Annotated in this window: 16 protein-coding genes; 6 read left to right on the top strand and 10 right to left on the bottom strand. The window is 56.0% G+C overall.

Features of this window, described 5'->3' with window-relative positions; all coding sequences use genetic code 11:
- Positions 1-6 precede the first annotated feature (6 nt).
- From RIN49_RS05535 to RIN49_RS05520, 4 genes are read left to right on the top strand one after another with little or no spacing between them, the layout of a single operon-like run.
- A complete protein-coding gene (locus tag RIN49_RS05535; RefSeq protein WP_309119163.1) occupies positions 7-1,098 on the top strand; it encodes an ABC transporter substrate-binding protein in 1,092 nt (363 codons plus the stop codon).
- Between the two features lie 4 nt (positions 1,099-1,102).
- Entirely contained in the window at positions 1,103-2,866 is a 1,764-nt protein-coding gene (locus RIN49_RS05530) for an ABC transporter permease (RefSeq protein WP_309119162.1), read from the top strand.
- Positions 2,867-2,868: 2 nt separating this feature from the next.
- Positions 2,869-3,963 carry an ABC transporter ATP-binding protein gene (locus RIN49_RS05525; RefSeq protein WP_309119161.1) on the top strand — a complete coding sequence of 365 codons (1,095 nt, stop codon included), beginning with the start codon at positions 2,869-2,871 and terminating at the stop codon, positions 3,961-3,963.
- Positions 3,963-4,769, top strand: a complete 807-nt coding sequence (locus RIN49_RS05520; protein WP_309119160.1) for an inositol monophosphatase family protein — start codon at positions 3,963-3,965, stop codon at positions 4,767-4,769. The genes RIN49_RS05525 and RIN49_RS05520 overlap by 1 nt, the downstream gene beginning before the upstream one ends.
- A 121-nt stretch (positions 4,770-4,890) precedes the next feature.
- Here RIN49_RS05520 and RIN49_RS05515 read toward each other — a convergent pair whose 3' ends face one another.
- From RIN49_RS05515 to RIN49_RS05490, 6 genes are all read right to left on the bottom strand, one after another.
- Positions 4,891-5,682, bottom strand: coding sequence for a nucleotidyltransferase domain-containing protein (locus RIN49_RS05515; protein WP_309119159.1), 792 nt, complete (start codon positions 5,680-5,682; stop codon positions 4,891-4,893).
- A 153-nt stretch (positions 5,683-5,835) separates the two neighbouring features.
- Positions 5,836-6,432: a sulfite oxidase-like oxidoreductase gene (locus RIN49_RS05510; RefSeq protein WP_309119158.1), complete on the bottom strand. Its 597-nt coding sequence runs from the start codon at positions 6,430-6,432 to the stop codon at positions 5,836-5,838.
- Positions 6,433-6,526: 94 nt separating this feature from the next.
- Positions 6,527-7,543: an aldo/keto reductase gene (locus RIN49_RS05505; RefSeq protein WP_309119157.1), complete on the bottom strand. Its 1,017-nt coding sequence runs from the start codon at positions 7,541-7,543 to the stop codon at positions 6,527-6,529.
- A gap of 193 nt (positions 7,544-7,736) precedes the next feature.
- Positions 7,737-9,287, bottom strand: a complete 1,551-nt coding sequence (locus RIN49_RS05500; RefSeq protein WP_309119156.1) for an anti-sigma factor domain-containing protein — start codon at positions 9,285-9,287, stop codon at positions 7,737-7,739.
- Positions 9,275-10,111, bottom strand: coding sequence for an RNA polymerase sigma-I factor (gene sigI, locus RIN49_RS05495; protein ID WP_309119155.1), 837 nt, complete (start codon positions 10,109-10,111; stop codon positions 9,275-9,277). Before sigI ends, RIN49_RS05500 begins: the two co-directional genes overlap by 13 nt.
- Before the next feature lie 132 nt (positions 10,112-10,243).
- Positions 10,244-10,672, bottom strand: a complete 429-nt coding sequence (locus RIN49_RS05490; RefSeq protein ID WP_309119154.1) for a hypothetical protein — start codon at positions 10,670-10,672, stop codon at positions 10,244-10,246.
- Between the two features lie 211 nt (positions 10,673-10,883).
- Between RIN49_RS05490 and RIN49_RS05485 the strand changes: the two genes are divergently transcribed.
- Together RIN49_RS05485 and RIN49_RS05480 are read left to right on the top strand one after the other, a co-directional pair.
- The gene (locus RIN49_RS05485) at positions 10,884-11,108 is read left to right on the top strand and encodes a hypothetical protein (RefSeq protein WP_309119153.1); all 225 of its coding nucleotides are present in this window, start codon (positions 10,884-10,886) and stop codon (positions 11,106-11,108) included.
- Positions 11,109-11,221: 113 nt separating this feature from the next.
- Positions 11,222-13,183: a glycoside hydrolase family 15 protein gene (locus tag RIN49_RS05480; protein ID WP_309119152.1), complete on the top strand. Its 1,962-nt coding sequence runs from the start codon at positions 11,222-11,224 to the stop codon at positions 13,181-13,183.
- An 89-nt stretch (positions 13,184-13,272) separates the two neighbouring features.
- Here the strand turns inward: RIN49_RS05480 and RIN49_RS05475 are convergent, their stop codons facing one another.
- The 4 genes from RIN49_RS05475 to RIN49_RS05460 form a co-directional block, all read right to left on the bottom strand.
- Positions 13,273-15,108, bottom strand: coding sequence for a cation:proton antiporter domain-containing protein (locus RIN49_RS05475; RefSeq protein ID WP_309119151.1), 1,836 nt, complete (start codon positions 15,106-15,108; stop codon positions 13,273-13,275).
- A 79-nt stretch (positions 15,109-15,187) separates the two neighbouring features.
- A complete protein-coding gene (gene gcvH / locus RIN49_RS05470; RefSeq protein WP_309119150.1) occupies positions 15,188-15,568 on the bottom strand; it encodes a glycine cleavage system protein GcvH in 381 nt (126 codons plus the stop codon).
- 14 nt (positions 15,569-15,582) lie between these two features.
- Positions 15,583-16,050: a redoxin family protein gene (locus tag RIN49_RS05465; RefSeq protein WP_309119149.1), complete on the bottom strand. Its 468-nt coding sequence runs from the start codon at positions 16,048-16,050 to the stop codon at positions 15,583-15,585.
- Positions 16,051-16,130: 80 nt separating this feature from the next.
- Positions 16,131-17,069, bottom strand: a complete 939-nt coding sequence (locus tag RIN49_RS05460) for a hypothetical protein (RefSeq protein ID WP_309119148.1) — start codon at positions 17,067-17,069, stop codon at positions 16,131-16,133.
- Positions 17,070-17,149 lie beyond the last annotated feature (80 nt).

Below are 17,149 nucleotides of genomic sequence, written 5' to 3'. Positions count from 1 at the left end.
TTACCCATGTCTCATTACTTGTCTCAATACTTTCGTAAACCCATGATATTTTTATTTGCCCTTTCACTGCTTATCGTAGCTGGTTGCGGCACCGATCGTACGAACGGCACTGAATCTTCTGCCGTAGGGCCGGATGAGAAGAAGGTGGAGAAGTCCGGCAAACTAACCGTATATACTGCCCTGATCGAGGATGAAGCAGCGTTCCTTCTTGGCGAATTCGAGAAAGCATCCGGAGTGGACGTGAATTTCATTCGTCTGTCTGCAGGGGAAATCTTGGCACGCCTGCAGGCGGAAAAGAACAACCCGCAAGCAAGCGTTTGGCTCGGGGGCTCCTCCGACACATTCATAGCCGCATCGAATCAAGAATTGCTTGAAAAGTATACTGCGGCAGGGATCGATATGATCCCCAAAGAGTATAACGATCCTACAGGCCATTGGACTCCTGTAACCGTAGGGGCGATTGCGTTTGTTTCCAATTCCGACTGGTTGGCAAGCCATAATATGGCCCCCCCGGCGAGCTGGGAAGATCTCAAAAAACCTGAATTCAAGGACCAAATTGCTATGGCGCATCCGGCTACTTCCGGAACGTCCTTTACTACCCTCTCTACTGTAGTTCAATTACTTGGCGAGGAAGAGGCTTACAGTTATCTTAAGGAAATGAATCATAACATCCGGCAATATACGAAGTCCGGCTCCGCTCCGGTTCGAATGGCCGGTCTTGGGGAAGTCGCTGTGGGCATCGCATTTACCCAAGACATCCTTCAAGCGAAGAGTCAAGGATACAAGCTTACCATGTCCTTCCCTTCCGAAGGAACCGGGTTTGAAGTGAGCGCAGCCGCTTTGATTAAAGGGGCGCCTGCCAATGAACTGGAGAACGCGAAGAAGTTCATGGATTGGGTGATTTCGAAGGACGCGCAGAACCTGCTGAAAGAGTCATATCGCTTGCCGGTGCATCCTGCAGCCGATACGCCGGAAGGCGCAGTAAAATTGAGCGAAATTACACTGATTGAATATGACGCAGAGTGGGCCGGTGAACGCCGGAAGGATTTAATTTCAAGATTCGAAACCCAAATCAAAGGAAAAGAAGACGTAAAATAACTTTTTGAAGACGACATCGTTGAATGGGGCTGCTCGCCGCAGCCCCTACTACAGAAAGGGGACTATTATGGTCAACTCGAAGACCACTGATCCCGGTTCAAAGACAAACCCGTATAAGTTGCATTTGGCAATGCTGTGGAAGGAACCTTGGTTGTTCTTGCTCGTTGCCGCGATTCTGCTATCCTTGTTCATTTTTGCGGTGTACCCAATTTATCAGGTGATCAAGGTTACTGTCGTCGATGAAGGGCGATTCAGCCTTGCGGTCATCGGTCAATCGTTGCAAAGCAGCTACTTCCTATCTTCCTTTTGGAACAGTGTGCAACTAGGGATCATCGCCGCTCTTCTAGCCACTTTGCTTGGCTTCGTGTTCGCTTTCGCCATTGCGCGGACCGGCATGAAAGGGAAGAAGTTTTTCCATCTGATTGCAATGCTTCCGATCATATCTCCACCGTTCGTCATTGCATTGGGTGTTATCTTGTTATTCGGAAGGACCGGACTCATTACAAACCGTGTTTTTGGATTGGACAATGTAGATGTATACGGTTTGCCTAGTTTGATTTTCATCCAAACACTGGCATTTTTTCCAATCGCTTACCTCAATTTAAGAGGGGTTCTTGAATCGATCGACTCTTCCGTAGAAGATGCTGCGTTGAATTTAGGAGCTACCCGTTGGCATGTGTTCCGATCGATCACATTCCCGTTAGCGGTTCCGGGAATTTTAAGCGCAATGCTGTTAGTATTTATTAAGTCTATAGAGGATTTCGGTAATCCCATGGTCTTGGGCGGCGATTATAATACCTTAGCGGTCCAAGCCTATCTCCAAATCACAGGGATGTACGACCTCCGGTCCGGCGCATTTCTAGCCATTGCCCTCCTGCTGCCTTCGTTGACGGCGTTTTTCATCCAAAAATATTGGGTGAGCAAAAAATCGTATGTCACTGTAACCGGAAAGCCTTCCAATCTTACCATTCGGTTAACAGACAAAATGATCGTTTGGCCGTTATTCGCTTTCTGCGGGCTCATCACCGTTGTTGTTCTCGTATTTTACATCATGGTTGGATACGTCGCTTTGATCCATTTATGGGGTGTCGATTATTCCATAACACTGAATAATTTCAGATATATATTCACTTTAGGCTTCGACACCGTCAGAAACTCATTAATTTTGTCCGTGATTTCCACCCCGATCACCGCCCTGCTCGGAATGGTGATTGCGTTCTTACTCATTCGCAAGAAGTTCCCAGGAAAAAAGTTGATGGAAGTCGGCTCAATGCTTACCTTTGCCGTTCCGGGAACGGTCATCGGGATTGGATACATTTTGTCCTTCAACGACTATCCCTTGTTGTTAACAGGTACTTCGGCCATTATCATACTCGCTTTAACGTTCCGCAATTTACAAGTCGGCATTGAAGCAGGAACGAATAGCCTTAGACAAGTTGATCCTTCGATCGAGGAAGCTTCAGCCGTCTTAGGGGCGAATAGCTTTACGACGTTTTGGAAAATTTCGCTGCCGATGATGAAGTCCGCTTTATTTTCCGGTCTTGTATACTCCTTTGTGCGATCGATGACTTCCGTTAGCGCTATTATTTTCCTCATATCCGTCAATTGGAACTTAATGACGATCTCCATACTGTCTCAGATCGAAGCTAGCCGTCTCGGCGTGGCTGCAGCATATTGCGTCATTCTCATATTCATCGTCCTAATCGCTTTAGGGATACTTCAATTCATGGTCAATCAACTAGGTTCGACAAAAAGGAGGACGCCGTAAGCATGTCACACGTAAAATTTGATCAAGTCGATAAGAAATTCCCCTCCCATTCGGGGAAAGAAGACATATATGCCGTTAAGAAAATAACGCTGGATATCGAACCCGGACAGCTTGTTACCCTGCTCGGTCCTTCCGGTTGCGGGAAAACCACGACGTTACGGATGCTTGCCGGGTTTGAAACGCCAAGCTCCGGGCATATTTATATCGGCGACAAAGAAATAACGAATACGCCTCCGAATAAACGCGATGTGGGCATGGTATTTCAAAGCTATGCCTTATTTCCCCATCTAACCGTCTATGACAATGTCGCATATGGTTTAAAGCTAAAAAACATCAAGGCGCAGGACCTCGGTCGGCGGGTACGCGAAGTGTTGTCTTTAATGCAGTTGGAGCCGATGCAGGACCGCTTGCCGTCCGCTCTTTCCGGCGGACAACAGCAGCGAGTCGCTTTGGCTCGAGCGGTTGTTACTGAACCTAAAGTGTTGTTGTTTGATGAACCGTTATCCAACCTTGACGCGAAGCTGCGCGAATTTATGCGAGATGAATTAAGAAAAATTCAGCAGCGTCTAGGAATTACCAGTTTATATGTAACTCATGACCAGTCTGAAGCCATGGCGATATCGGACAAGGTTGTCATTATGAATAAGGCTGAAATTCAGCAAGTCGGCTCCCCTACTGAGATCTATTCTAAACCCGCGAATCATTTTGTTGCCGATTTTATGGGGAAGGCGAATTTCGTGAAGGCAGAGATACGACAAGTCGAGGATCAGTCCGTAACGCTTCTGATTTTGAACCAAGCCATCCAAGTCGCCAGAGATTCTTCTCTTCACTTCCGCACAGGAACTCAAGTGGATTGCATTGTTCGCCCCGAGTTTTGGCGTTACGATCCGAACGGGTTGTTCCTGGCAACCGTTACGAGGGTGACTTACTTGGGATCTTTCGCCGAGTATGAAATATCGCTCGGCGACCAAACGGCAACGTTTGTTGACTACGAACATCATGCCAACGGCATTTTCTCGGTTGGATCCCACATCAAATTGCGGCTGCAATCTGAGTTTATACGCTTGCTCCCTCCCCGGATGGAGGTATCCGCTTAATGGGAAATACCGACTACCTAGAGCAGGCATTAGACATTGCGCTTACAGCGGGAACGATGATTAAGTCGAGAATCAGCGATGGAAGTCTTATTTTTCAAAAATCGTCTGCTTACGATCTAGTAACAGAAGTGGATCAAGCTGCTGAACATCTAATAAGAAATCATCTGTACGAGAAATTCCCAACCCATAGGGTATTAGGTGAAGAAGGAGGGGTTTCTTGCGAACAACCCTTAGATATTCAATCGGAACCATACCTATGGGTCGTTGACCCGATTGACGGAACGAACAATTTTATTAACGGGTTACCGGGATATACCGTATCCATTGCCCTGATCAGATATGGAGTAATTCAGCTCGGCGTCGTATATGATCCGACGATTCAGGAGATGTTTTGGGCGGTTCTGGGGAAGGGCGCCTTCTTGAATGGACGTCGGATTCAAGTTTCACCCGTGCAATCCCTCGACGACAGCATTATCGGTACCGGATTTCCGTCGAATATCGCGTCGGATCGTCCCCATATGCTCAATCAAGTCCAAAACATTCGCGATTGTTGCCGTAACATTAGAATCTACGGTTCAGCCGCCTTGCAGTTAGCCTATGTAGCTTCGGGACGATTAAACGCTACTTGGGACCTTTCTCTGCAACTGTGGGATATCGCCGCCGGCGCTTTAATTGTTCAGGAGTCCGGAGGTGTGGTATCCGAAGTAGACGGACGGGACTTCCACTTATCGACACGAAACATACTTGCGTCCAATAAAGAGCTACACAGCCTATTAGTGAAGAAACTTAACCACTCGGACGGGTAAACATTGGGGCTATCTTTCATGGCGTACAGTTACGCAGTTAGATAGCCCCTTGTCCGGTTTATTATTTTACATCCGCATCTTAAGCTTCCACGCCCTTCACCGCGCCTTATAGTCGCTTGGCTCATAAGGATCGGGATGCGAAGATGCCGTCAAGGTACTCGACAGAAACGCGTTCAGCTTCTTTTTTCGGAACAATCTTCTGTGCGTCACGGAGACGTTGATAAAGATTAATCGTATTTTTAAGCGCGCGGTAGCAGCTTTCGAAGCTATGAATCGGGATCGTACCTTTTAGTTCCTCTACTACTTCGGCAGCGGTATATGTTTCTAGCTTTCTGACTCCTCGCGGGAGATGACCGTAGCGAATGAGTGCCAGTGGGCCCAATACGGCGTTCCGCATAAAGGTGATCAGATCGATCACTTCGAACAACTCGCCCCTCCCTAATTTTACGGCACCGTAATGCACCCACACCCAGAATCGGTCCTCCATCCATTGCGGATCGGGGTAAGGGAAAGATGGAGTCGACTCGCTTAGTATCGTTGTAATGTCGGAACCTCGTTCCCAGAGGATCAATGGATTCTCAATTCGGGATCTAAATTCCTCCGGTTGTATGAATTTAAGATCGACATGAAGCGGGGCTGGGCCATATAAACAAATGATCAGCCGGGGTTCGCCGACATGCTCGCCTGTAAACGCTGAAAGAAGGTTGCCCATCCCCTCCGCGATTCGAAGGCGTTGGTTCATGATCTCATGGCGGGACTCCGAACGATAAACGATGATTAGATCTAGATCGCTATATTCATCCATCGTTCCGTACATCATGGAACCACCCGCTAGTAGACCTATGAATCGTTGATCTTGGCTGACGTACCTAATTGCCTGCTCAATGAATTGTTCATGGACAGGTAACTTCATGCCGAACACTCCTTAGATTATGACCCATAAAATGGGTATTACTACAGAATAACCGTTTGCGTGAATTTATGTCAATCTCATTCCGTCCCGGACTCGAAGCGCCGCTTTCCTTCAATCGGTACAAAATAAAAAAGAAGGGGTTTCCCCCTTCCTTCAATCGAAGTCGTATCTTTGCTCTTTCCACGGGTCGCCATACATATGATACCCGTTGCGCTCCCAGAAGCCCGGCTTATCCTTCGTCATAAACTCGATGCCGCGCAGCCACTTGGCGCTCTTCCAGAAGTACAAGTGCGGGACGACCATGCGGACCGGATATCCGTGCTCCGGCGTCAGCTCCGCCCCGTTGTGCTTCAGGCCGAAGAACGTCGTCTCCCGAAGGAAATCCTCGATCGGCAAGTTCGTCGTCCAACCATGCTCCGCATGCAGCATCACGTACTTCGCTTCCGGCTTGATCTTCACGCGGCCGATCACTTCTCCTACGGCCACGCCTTCCCAGACGTTGTCGAGCTTCGACCACGTCGTGACGCAGTGGATGTCGTTGCCGAACTCGCGGCGCGGCAACGCCATGAATTCGTCGTACGACAGCCGAAGCTCCTCCTCGACCAAGCCGAAGACGCGGAGGTTCCATTCCGTTCTAACATCCTTATATCGCGCCACGTCCCCATGATGCAGCACCGGGAAACCGGTCGTCAGCGTCTGCCCCGGGGGAACGCGGTCGCTCGTCGGGACATCCGTCTTCTTGAAAAACATACCCTTCGACCTCCGTATCCATCGTGCTCCCATTATAGCAAACCCTCCCGTCGTCTCCAAACGCGAGGGCGACGAAGCGCGAATCCGCGTTCTCCTATGCCAACGTGGCCGCGGTTTCCTGAATCGTCCGCTGCATCGGCAGATGGTACGGGCACTTCTCCTCGCACAGCGGCTTCTCCCGGCACGGCTCGTAGTCGGCGCAGGAGACGATCTTGCTCTTGTGCTTCTCGTAGAACGCCTGTCCTTTCGACAGCAGCCCCAGTTCCCGACGGACGACGCTGGAGATCATCATGTCGGGGATCGGAATTTCGAGCGGGCAGGAGCAGTAGTTGCAGCGGCGGCAATTGTGCGTGGATAAGTTCGCCGCCATCGACTCCAGCTCCCGCTTCTCCTCCGCCTCGACCTCGCGCTCGAGGGCGGCCAGATTTTCCTTCACCTCGTCGACGCTTACCATGCCGGATATCATCGTATGGACGTCCTGGCTGTAGGTGTAGCGGAACGCCTTCTCGACCGGCTGCACGAAACCGCCGGATAACGGCTTCATCGCCGTCTTCGCCATGCCGAGCCGGTTCATGACCGGAATGAGTTCGTCGAGCGCGAACGGCTGCACGAGGCTCAAGTGGAACAACACCTGGTCGAATTGGCCCGGCGCGATCCACTTCGCGAGCAAGTCCGGGCGATGGCCGGAGATGCCGATGAAGCGAACCTTGCCTTCCCGCTGCGCTTCGAGCGCCGCGCGGTAGGAGCCGTTCTCCCCCATAGCCTTCTGGAACTCCTGCACCGTATTCACATAATGAATTTGGAGCAGGTCGACGTAGTCGGTCTTCATCCGCTTCAGGCTGCGATCGATCTCTTCTTTCGCCTTCTCGTACTCGCGTTGGGCGGTCTTCGTCGCGAGGAAATATTCGCTCCGGCGATGGCTGATGCTGTCGCCGATAATCTCTTCGCTGTTCCGATACCCCGCCGCGGTATCGATATACGTAATGCCCCGATCCAGGGCGTAATTCAATGCGTCGCGCGCCTGCTCGAACGGCACGCCGGGCAAATTCATCGCGCCGAAGCCGAGAGCGGAGACGGTATGACCGGTTCTGCCGAACACGTGATATCGCAAGCCTCTCAAATCCTTCCGCTGTAAGGTTGATCGAACAGATGAATCGGAATCTCGGATCCCTTCCCGATGCGGCTGTCGTCGCCGCTATGCAGCGCGTTCGCCAGCGCTCGGACGGAAGAAGCCGCTTCGGCCGCCTCCGTGCGAATCGATACTATTTTATCACAGGGCAAAGGCCCCGGCGATGCCGGAGCCCTTATTTTTCCTTATCTTTTTCGTTCTTTTCTTTGGATTCGACCTTTTCGTTCTCCTTGTTTTTCGCTTTGTCTTTCTCTTGGTCTTTCTCTTTGTTTATTTGTTGATTGTTATCTTTGTCCTTGTCCTTTTCGTTCGGACGCGCCGAGACGGACCCGTCGTCGCGACGCGGTCCGTCCTCGTCTTTCTCTCTTTCGTTCCGATCGTCGTCGTCCCGGTCGCGCCTGTCATCCTTCTTCCGGCCGTCTTCGCGGTCGTCTCGATCGTCGTCGTCTTCCTCGTTGCCGCCGTCCCAATCTCCCCAATTTCCCCAATCGAAATCGAATTCAAGGTCGATCTTCGGATTGCGGCCGTCGTCGGCGGCTTTCCCGTTGCCTGGACCGCCGGCATTTCCGGCGTTTGCATTCCCGGCATTTCCATTCCCGGCATTCCCGGCGTTTCCGGCATTTCCTTTGTTCCCGGCGTTCCCGGTGCTCCCGCCGTTACCGGCGGCGCTGCCGTTTCCTTTCCCGTTGCCGTTCCCGTTTTCTTTCCCGTTGCCCGAATTTCCGTCGTCGCCGCGATCGTCGTCCTTCTCGTCGTCATCGTCTTGCTCCGACGCCTTGATCTGTGACTTCATTTGCTTCAGCAGCTCCTTCATCGTCTCCTTCGTCCACGTCGGATCCGCGTCGAGCAGCTTCTTATCCGCGTATTGCTTCGCCACGTCGTGGATCGACGACTTCTGCAGCTCCTCGGCGGTCACCTGCACGCCGTTCGCCTGCGCCTTCAGAAGGAACGCCATCTTGCCCGCCGACAAACCGGACTCCTTCGCCTCCTCGAGCACTTCCTTCGGCGCGGACCATACCGTTACGCGATACGCCTCCGCGGTTTCCGCATGGTGCTCCTGGATGACGCGGTCCACTTCGCTCTTCGCGCGAGCCTGCAGTTCCTCTTCCTTCACCGGCGCCGTTTCGTCGACGACGACGCTCGTAATGACGATGTCCGCCTCCGTTCTCGCGCTCAGAAGCTTCGTCTCCGCCGCCTCCATCACCTGCGCGACGGCCGTCTCCAGCGTCAGGCCGACGAGCTCGAGTCCGTCCAGCAGCTCCGTCGCATCCTCGTTCCGTCCGCTCGCCTTCACGACCGTCCCCGCCGCGTCGAGGCCGAGTTCGACGCTCGGATTGATGTCGATCGAGACGTACGCGACAAGCATCGGCGCCGGCGGCGGGTCGTTCGCCGGCGGCGTCGCGTCCGTAGATCCGGGACCGACCGACGGCGTCTCCGTCACAGCGATCTTGTTCAAATCGTCCGGTTCCGTCGCGACCGGCGGCCCGCCTCCCGGCAGCGCCGAGAAGAGGAACATGGCGAAGATCAGCGCGGCGGCAGCCGTCGACGACAAGGCGTACCACGCCCTGCGCGGCAGTCCCCTCCGGGCGGCGGGGAGCGGTATCTCTTCCCCGACGGCGAACGTTCGTCCGCGCTTCGCCAAGCGAACGAATGCGCCGGAATCCGTCAATACGACCGCATGACGCTCCCCGACTTCCATGACGACGCCCTTTTTCAATCTTCCCACCCCTTGTTCTCGCCGCGATGCGCCGCAGCCCCGGCTCCGCTCGAAACCGATGCGGACGGCGCTACGAAGGATTGCAAATGCGGATAATTTCCTAAATGAATCAAAGCGACGGCAATAATATATTTCCGTCCCCGTTCCAACGTCTTCCGAGACACATCGACACGTTCCGACAATTCTTTCAGAGGCAGCGACTTCTTGTTCGTCAATGGCCCGTACAAGGCTGAATCCCGGCTGATGAGCGCCCCGATGCCGATCAGCGAACGCCGGGTGTCTTCATGCTTCGGGCTGCCGTCGACGAGATCGCCGAACGTGATGCCGTAGTCGGCGAGCTCCCGGTTCAGCGTCTCGATCTCGAGCTTGCGCTCCTCGTTTTCCCGATCCAGCTTGTATCGATCCACGGAGGCGTCGACCTCGATCGGATCGTACGTCTCCCCCTCGTCGTCTTCCATGAGGAAGGCGCTCTGGGGAATGTGAGACGCGTGACGCTGCTCCTTGCGCACGTAGTCGGTCAACCGCCTGCGGATGACCGTCTCCGCGAAGCTGAGGAACGCGCGGCCCGCCTGCGGGTCGAACGCGTCGATCGCTTCGTTGAACGCCGAGAGCGCGATGCTGTATTCGTCGTCGGATTCGGGGTGTATGTAGCGTTTGCAGAAGCGTGACGCGGTCTTGGCCACGTACGGCTGATACCGAGCGATGACGTCGCCCCGAAGCGCTTCGTCTCCCGCGCGGATCGCGGCCACCTCGTCTTCGATCGGCGCGCCCGCGGACGACGTTTTCGTCTTGTCGGTGCGCTTCAACCACTTCTGGATGAGCAGCAAGATCACCCGGTTCACCTCGGTTCCTAATCTATTCGATGCGGCTTCGAGCTTTGTGGGGGTACTCCCGATTGGAAAAAGAAAAGAAGCGCCCCATTCATGAGACGCTTCTCCCCCCCGCTTTGTTTCGCTGGGTTCGCATTATCGATAGCCGCCCGTCGTCTTCTTCCTGCGCAATTTATCTCTTCGGCCGCTCATGACGCGCAGCCGATTCTTCAACTGATATTCCCATTCGACGTCGTCGAGGCCCTTGGCGATGCGAAGCAGGTCGAGCGCCATATCGATCTGGTTCGTAACGAGCGCGAGCGGATCCTCGTGCTCCTGATTGACGCAGTTTTCGAACAACGCGTCGTGCAGCGGAGCGTCCGAATAATCTTCGAAGTCCACTTCGGATGCGCCGTCTCCTTGCGCGTATTCGGCCAGGATTTCGTATTCGTCCTCGACGAGATAATGCACCTCGATCCGGTGACATACCGGACAAAACAGTATCGGAACGTTATGAATCTGCGTCCGAAGGTGGCGGATGCTGCCCTTCGTGCCGATCATGCTCGCGCCGCAGCAAAAGCTCATCTTGATCCCTCCCGGTACGTTTCGTTTCGGATATCTTCTTCTTATTCGAGTTCGACTCGTACAATTCCTTTTTCCCGAAGACAAGCACTTTTTAACAGAAAACCCGCATCGGTCCAAGCCTTGCGGACCTGCGGAACGTTCTATTCCATACTATTAACGCATATCATAAAAAGCTACCATCATCTTCCCGCGAGAAAGGGGTTCGGTACTAATGGCGCATGTCGTCCCGCTGGAACATAAGCAGATCGCCTACGTGTCTTACGATCCGGAGGAACGTTCCCTTGTCGTCGCCTATCACCGCGGCGCATCCATCCGTCATCTCTCGATCGATTGGGAGCAATTCCAACGCGTCCTGGACGCGAGCAACAAGGTCGACGAGCTGATCAAGCTGCTGCCCCGCATGTCGGTCGAGCCGCCCCGGATCGGATCGCAATGAATCGAGGCGACGGAAACCGATGACGAATCTGATGCGTAATCGACCGTTTCCGGTTATACTGTATGAAAATATAAGCTTCATATAGAGAATCGAAGACGATAGGAAGTGGTAGCGTGCCAAGGCATCTCGTAACGGGAAACGGCAAAATGCTCATCAACCTGGATCGGAACGGCTACATTCGCGATTTGTATTATCCTTATGTCGGACAATTGAATCATGTGAGCGGTTATCACTGCCGCGTCGGCGTTTGGGCCGGGGGCGAGTTCGCGTGGCTCGCGGACGACGAATGGCGGCGCACGCTCGATTACGAGGAAGATTCCCTCGTCACTTGCGTCACCGCGACCCATCCGAGACTCGGGCTGACGCTCACGATCAACGACGGCGTCCACCAACGCGAGGACATCTTCATTCGACGCTTCGCCGTCAGGAACGACACCGAGCACGAACGGGAAGTCCGCCTCTTCTTCCACCAGGATCTCGTCATTAACGAAACCGAAGTCGGCGATACCGCCGCCTACTACCCCGCGAACAACACCGTCTTTCACTACAAGCGCGACCACTACTTCATGTTCAACGGTTCGACCGGTCAAGAAGGCATCTATCAATATACTACAGGCGTCAAGCGATTTCATCAAGCCGAGGGCACCTGGAAAGACGCGGAAGACGGCCATCTGATGGGCAACCCGATCGCGCAAGGCTCCGTCGACAGCACGATCTCGTTCCGCCTGTTCGTCCAGCCGTCTTCCACGCACACGATGTATTACTGGATGACCGCGGGTCATACGCTCGACGAGGTGAAGAAGCTCAATGCCTACGTTCGGGAGAGCGGCCCCGGCAACTTGCTCGATCGGACGAAAATTTACTGGCAGCGCTGGGTCAACAAGCAGGAGCGCGACTTCGGGGATTTGCGCGACGACGTCGTCGCCATGTATAAACAAAGCTTGCTTACGGTGCGCACGCAGATCGACGAGCGCGGCGCCATCATCGCGGCGAACGACACCGACATTCTCAATTACAACCGGGACCATTACAGCTACATGTGGCCGCGCGACGGCGCGTTGGTCGCTTACGCGATGTCGATGGCCGGCTATCAAGGCATGGTCGTCCCGTTTTTTCACTTCTGCGCCCAGGCGATCACGGACGAAGGGTATTTGCATCATAAGTACAATCCGGACGGCACCGTCGGGTCCTCTTGGCATCCGTACGTACATAACGGGCAACAGCAGCTCCCGATCCAGGAAGACGAGACGGCCCTGGTATTGTTCGCGCTGTGGGCCGACTTCGCGAAGCACGGGGACATCGAGCTGCCGCAGTCGCTGTACCCGAGCTTGATCCGCAAGGCCGCCCGATTTCTATATTCCTACGTCGATCCCGAGCTGCAGCTGCCGAAGCCCAGCTACGATCTGTGGGAGGAACGGTACGGCATCTATACGTTCACGGCGTCCGCCGTCTACGGCGGTATGGTCGCGGCGGCGAACTTCGCCCGCTTGTTCGGCGACGACGCGCGCTGCAGCCGGTATGAGCAGGCCGCGGAGCGCATCAAGAACGGCATTCTGACCCATCTCTGGGACGAGGAAGCCGGCCGCTTCGCCCGCGGACTGCAGCAGCAGGACGGCAGGTGGGTTCGCGATATGACGCTCGAGAGCAGCATCTACGGCATCTTCGAGTTCGGCGTACTGCCGGCGTCGGACGAACGCGTCGTCCGCACGATGCGGCAAATCAAGGAAGGGCTGTCGATCAAGACGGAAGTCGGCGGCATCGCGAGATATTATCAGGACTACTACTTCCAGATGTCCTCCGATCTCGACGTCGTGCCGGGCAATCCGTGGATCATCTGTACGCTTTGGATGGCCGAGTTCGAGATCGAGACGGCGGAGTCGCTCGCCGACCTCGAGTCGCCGCGGCGCACGATCGAATGGGTGGTCGACCATGCGATGGAGAGCGGCGTGCTGTCCGAACAGGTCGATCCGTTCGACGGCAGCCCGATCTCGGTCGCGCCGCTCACCTGGTCGCATGCGACGTTCGTGCTGACGGTGCTGAAGTATATGGAACGGTATCAAAAGTTGAAGGCATAAATGGTTTCCGACGCGAAAGCCTTGCCCCGCGAACGATTGACGTCGCGAAGCAAGGCTTTCGTCTTTTTCCATATCCGTTTCGGTTCGGCTTACGCCATCTCCCGTTTCACCGCGGCGATCTCTTCGACGTCTCCGCTGACGAGAAGCCGGTCGCCGAGCTTGATTTCCGTATTGCCGTGCGGCACGACGAACGAATCGCCGCGGAAGATGCGCATGACGAGCACGTCGCCGAGGAACGGTAAACTGCGCAGCGCCATGCCGTCGTACGCCGGGTTGCGCAGCTCCGCCTCTTGGATCGAGTCGTCGTGCTGCGTAATGAGCTTCACCGCGCTCGGATGCTCGATGACGGCCTTCAGCAGCGTACGGGTCGCATACAGCGACGAGAGGAGCTGCACGTCGGGCGGGATCTCGCCACCGGTTACGTCCAGCCGGTCGGGTTCCTCCACCCGGGCGATGATCCGCGCCGTCCCCCGCTCCTTCGCTTCGCGAGCGAGCGACAAATTCACGTCGTCGTCGGCCGTCGCGAACACGATGACGTCCTGATCGAACAAGCCGGCCGCGGCCAGCGCCTCGGGCTCGAGCTTGTCCACCTCGCGAAGGGGGAATCGGCTCGACTTCGGCTCCCTCGCCGCCTCCTCCGCCGAAGCGGCGCTATAGAGCCGAACGTCGTACTGCTCCCGCTCCAGATCGAGCGACACCGGCAGCGTAATATGGTTCGCGCCGACGATGCCGATGGACAGCCGCTTCGGCGTCGCCTTCGGGAAAAACCGCGAGAACAGAATCGGCGAAATAAAGCACGACAAAATCGCGACGAGGATGAGCGCGCCCCGCAGCTGCTCGTCGATGATGCCGAACTTGACGCCCACCTCCACCGCGGCGACGACGAGGCTCAGATTCGCCGACAGCAATACCCCGGCCCCGATCGCCTCCCGCCAAGCGTACCATCGCCGCAGCAGCAGCGAAGGCAGCATCTTCGCGACGTAGAAGCACGCCAGTAGCACGGGAATCAGCGTCAGGACGCTCGGCTCCCGCAGGAGCGCTCCGAGCTCCAGATCCGCGCCGACCATCACGAAGAAGATCGGGATCAGGAAGCCGTAGCCGAACGTCTCCAGCTTATGCACGAAGTCCTTCTTGGGCAGCATGAGCGAGACGATCGCGCCTGCGAGGAAGGAGCCTAAAATCACTTCGACGCCGAGCGTCTCGGACAACACCACGAAGAACAAGATCAGCGCGAATACCGCTCTCGTGCCGATCTGGATCGTACCCGCCTTGATCGCTTCGGATACTTTCCGGTTTAACGTCCGGCGGATGAGACGATAAGCGACGTACGCCGCCGCGAAAAACAACACGAGCTGCAGCATGACGTACAAATCCTGCGATCGCAAACTGATGTAGAATGCCAATAGAATCATCGCGGTAAAGTCGAGCACGACGGTGATGAACAGGATGACTTGTCCGATCCGGCTTTCGATCAAGCGCTTCTCTTTCAGCACCGGGACGACGACGCCAAGCGAGATGGCCGCCATCACGATAGCGAAGAAGAACGGCTCCTCGATCAGCCCCGCGCCTTGGAGCCCGAAGGCCAGTCCCACCGCCAGCAGCAGCGCCCCCGCCGAGACGGCGAGGCCCACCTTCATGACGTTAGGCCCGCTCGTCTTCGCGCCGGACTTCGAGGAGAGCAGCGAGAAATCCAGCTCCAGCCCGCTTAGAAACATAAGGTAAATCAAGCCCAAGGAAGAAAGCATCTCTAGGTACGGATCTTCCGCGACCCAATTCAGCCCGCTCTTGCCGATCGCGATGCCGACGATGATTTCCGCCACGACGACCGGCAGAAACCGCAGCCTGAAGCGATGCAGCAGCACCGGTACGAGAAACGCGACGCCGACGACGATCATCAGCGACGTTAGCGACGTGCCATGTTCCATTCTTTCATCGATCCCTCCGTTCTCTCTCGGAAACGCGAACCGGGTGAGCTTTCGAGCCCACCCGGCCGCCTGTGCCCCGTTATACCCCGTAGGTTTCTATGTACTTCTCCGGCGTCCACAGCTTGTCGAGCTCGGTCGGGTCCGACATCTCCACGACGACCATCCAGCCGCCCTCGTAAGGCGCTTCGTTGATGCGCTCCGGCGCGTCGTTCAGCTCCTCGTTCACCGCCACGACCTTGCCGCTGACCGGCGCATACAGCTCCGACACCGTCTTTACGGATTCGACGCTGCCGAACGGGTCGCCGAACTTGATCGTGTCCCCTACCTTCGGCAGTTCCACGAAGACGATGTCGCCGAGCTCCCCTTGCGCGAAGTCGGTGATGCCGACGGTCGCGCGGTTCTCCTCCACCTTCACCCATTCATGCTCTTCGCTGTACTTGCGGTTCTCGGGTACGTTCACGTGTACCAATCCTCCTATTCGGATTCCTTCGTCGACAAGAGCTTGCGGATCCGCTGCTCCAACAAGCCGAGCCCTCGCTCGCCGGTTTGGTAATGGCGCAGGCGGCCTGCTCGGTCGAACACATAATACGCCGGCACGCATTCGTTCCGGAACGCCGCCGCCGCCGCCCGATCGCCGTCGAGCAGCACCGGATGCGAGATAGCGTACCGAACGATACGCTCGGCCGCCGCCCCGACATCCTCGTCCTCCGCCGTGCGGGGCACATGGACGCCGATCGTCTGCAGCCCGGCTCCGTCGGGTCCGCCGTATGTCCGATGCCATTCGTTCACCAGCGGCAGTCCTTCCCGGCACGTCTTGCAGCTCGCCGCCCAGAAGTGAACGAGCGTCGGCTTGCCCGTCAGCTGCGCCTTCGTCCGCTCGCCGTTCACCCACGCGCCCTTGCTGGGGAAGTCCGGCAATAATTCGCGCCATCTTATGGGCATTATGGTATCATTCCTCCGCATATTAGTCTACGTTCGCGCCCGCCCCGCCATACCCTCAGCCGCGCGATCGACCCGGCTCGTTACGCGTTCTCGATCAACGCCGATCTCCGACGGCGCAGCGTCTGCAGCTCCGCCTCCGCTTTCCGCCATTCGCTCTCGACCTCGGCCACGATGCGGGCGATTCGCGCGCGCTTGCTCGACACCTGCGTCAGCGAATCGGTAATGCGGCCCTGCACGATCCAATCCGTAATGAACCCGTCGAAAAAGTAATCCGCGAACGTCAACATCTCCCCGACGTCGATCTGAATCGAGACGTCGCGCTGCACGTCCGCCAGCTCGGTCTGGAATCGACGCAAGGCGCTTTGCGCGTGGTGGATCGCGGATCGCGCCTCGTCGATGCGGCCGTGCTTCACCGCCGTCGAGATCAGACCTCCGCCGAGCATGTCGTACGTGCCCCAGTTTTTCGCCGAACCAAGCCGATCTTCAGCGCGGTCCAGGGCGTTCATCACGGCCCGGCCGGCGGACACCGCCTCGCTCAGCTCCTTCACGTTCGCTTGCGCTTCCGCCTCGCGGTCGGTCAACTCCTGCAGCTCGGCCGCCAAGCCGGGATGCGAGGCGAGGATCAGCCGCCTCTTCTCCTCCAGCGCCGCCTGGATATCGCTTTCGATGAAGCGAACCTCGCCGAGCCGCCGCTTCGCTTCGTCCAGCTCCGCCTCCAATTCGGCGACCGTTTCCGCCGCCTCGTCGAGCTTGAGCTTCGCTTGAAGAACTTCGGTTTCTTCCTGGGTCAGCTTCTCGTCCCGTTTGCCTATAAGCGCGTAAAATAATGCCCCTAAGCTGAGGCCGGTCAACCGGTCCACGTCCTTCTGCTCGGCGCGCAGCTGCTCTTCCCATTGCCCGCGCTCATGGCGCTTGCGCTCGAGCTCTTTCGCCAGCTCCTGCTCCTGTCGCTCCCAGGCGGCCTTCTGTCTAGCCTTGCCCTTCAATTCCGCCAACCGGTCGTTCCGTTCTTGAAACATGCGGCACGCCCTCCTTTAGGTTTACTAACAATACGGGTCGGGGGCTTGATTTGTTCCTGTTCTGCGAAAACAAAATCGAG

It is taken from the genome of Paenibacillus sp. (assembly GCF_031177825.1).
GTDB lineage: Bacteria > Bacillota > Bacilli > Paenibacillales > YIM-B00363 > Paenibacillus_AE.
Note: the sequence above shows the minus strand (reverse complement) of the source record. Positions and strands in the feature narration are given on the sequence as shown.

What these genes read in the sequence shown, in the direction of transcription:
- RIN49_RS05475 (WP_309119151.1), bottom strand. Translation starts at nt 15,108, where the DNA reads ATGGAACATGGCACGTCGCTAACGTCGCTGATGATCGTCGTCGGCGTC.
- RIN49_RS05485 (WP_309119153.1), top strand. Translation starts at nt 10,884, where the DNA reads ATGGCGCATGTCGTCCCGCTGGAACATAAGCAGATCGCCTACGTGTCT.
- RIN49_RS05490 (WP_309119154.1), bottom strand. Translation starts at nt 10,672, where the DNA reads ATGAGCTTTTGCTGCGGCGCGAGCATGATCGGCACGAAGGGCAGCATC.
- RIN49_RS05520 (WP_309119160.1), top strand. Translation starts at nt 3,963, where the DNA reads ATGGGAAATACCGACTACCTAGAGCAGGCATTAGACATTGCGCTTACA.
- RIN49_RS05535 (WP_309119163.1), top strand. Translation starts at nt 7, where the DNA reads ATGTCTCATTACTTGTCTCAATACTTTCGTAAACCCATGATATTTTTA.
- RIN49_RS05515 (WP_309119159.1), bottom strand. Translation starts at nt 5,682, where the DNA reads ATGAAGTTACCTGTCCATGAACAATTCATTGAGCAGGCAATTAGGTAC.
- RIN49_RS05510 (WP_309119158.1), bottom strand. Translation starts at nt 6,432, where the DNA reads ATGTTTTTCAAGAAGACGGATGTCCCGACGAGCGACCGCGTTCCCCCG.
- RIN49_RS05465 (WP_309119149.1), bottom strand. Translation starts at nt 16,050, where the DNA reads ATGCCCATAAGATGGCGCGAATTATTGCCGGACTTCCCCAGCAAGGGC.
- RIN49_RS05525 (WP_309119161.1), top strand. Translation starts at nt 2,869, where the DNA reads ATGTCACACGTAAAATTTGATCAAGTCGATAAGAAATTCCCCTCCCAT.
- RIN49_RS05460 (WP_309119148.1), bottom strand. Translation starts at nt 17,069, where the DNA reads ATGTTTCAAGAACGGAACGACCGGTTGGCGGAATTGAAGGGCAAGGCT.